Annotated in this window: 1 protein-coding gene; it reads right to left on the bottom strand. The window is 64.6% G+C overall.

Annotated features, from left to right (window positions below):
- Positions 1 to 60: 60 nt before the first annotated feature.
- Positions 61 to 1435: hypothetical protein (locus EOD07_RS34260; RefSeq protein WP_127238340.1), on the bottom strand; the 1375-nt coding region annotated here is incomplete at its 5' end.

Raw genomic sequence — 1435 nt, 5'->3', positions numbered from 1 at the left:
GAGCGCGGTGGCGCTGCCGCCTCTGGGCAGTTTCGTCGGCAGGGTTGGCTGACGGTTGATCTACTGGACGAGCACCGAACGCCCGCAGGTCGCGCCGGTCACGCGCACATCGGCCTCGCCGACATGGACGCCCAGAGCTCCAAGCACGTTGTAGAGAAGGTCGTCCACCGGCGCGGTCACGCCGTTGAGCAGCGTCGTCACCGCCGGCTTCACCGTGCCGAGCAGGGCGGTCACATCGAGGCCTAGCCCCAGCGCATTGATCGAAAGCGACAGGTTGTTGACCAGCGATGTCGTGAGCGACTGCGTCAGGTTCTTCGTCGACACCGTCTTGATCGCCTTGTTGGCGATGTCGGTAGCGTTGTAGGTCAGTGTGGTCGGCGTCATGTTGGTGGCCGAGAAGGCCGACGATCCGGTGATCTGCAGTAGATTGAGGTTGATCAGCAACAGCTTGAGGCTGACATCCGCGATCTCCGCGTCCGAGAAGGATTGCGGCTTGGTGAAGTCGGCGAAACCGCTGGCGCTGCTGTTTGCCAGATGAGCCTCGACGACACCCGGCTGCGCTGCGATCGAGACCTTGATGCTGGTGGGGCCGGTCGGGCAGGTGATATCGGTCAGCTTGGCCTCGGCATAGGCGACCTCGACATTGAGCGGCAGGTTGACGGCAAGCAGGTTGATGCCGCCGCCGAGATTGGAATTGCCGAGCGTGACGCTGGCGTTGAGCTTGATGCGGGTCTGGGCCGTGCGCCCCACGGTGCCTGCCTCTCCCACCGCCAGCCAGGCCGAGTTCTGCATCGGCTCGCCGATGGCGATCGCAAGCGTCGTCGATGCCAGCCCCGGTATGGTGGCGCCGAGATTGACCGCGACCTGGTTCGTGCCGTTGGCCAGGGCGGCGGCCGCGGTGAGCATGCTGAGCGCGCTGGCATCGACCGACAGCCCGGCGGGTTTCTGCCCGAGGCCGAGATCGCCGACGGAGCCGAGATCGATGAGGGTGCTGAGCGGAATCTTCACGGTGTTGGTGGCGCTGGAGGCCATGGTCTGCAGGGCGATCTTGGCGGTGCGGTCCAGTCCCGGCACATTGGCCATGGCGGTGGCGATCTGGCCGATCGTCGCCTTGGAGGCGAGCACGTCCGAATAGCTCACACCGGTCAGATGCAATTGCGTTGCCAGCGCATCGGTGAACGAAAGAACGTCGACATCGGCCGACACCAGTGAATTGTAATCCATCACGCTGAGCGAGATGTTGCCGCCGAGAAGGCCGCCGAGAAGCGCGTTGAGAATGCCGCCATTGAGGCTGGCAAGCCGCGAGCCGACCGAAAAAGCCGCTTGCGGCTGCGCGCTGGCGATTGCCGTCGTGCCGAGAGTGGGCGGCGCCATGATCGAGCCGGCGAAATAGAGCGTGCCCTGCTTCTTCAGCGACACCTGCACGGCATTGTAG

This window comes from Mesorhizobium sp. M2C.T.Ca.TU.002.02.1.1, assembly GCF_003997225.1.
Note: the sequence above shows the minus strand (reverse complement) of the source record. Positions and strands in the feature narration are given on the sequence as shown.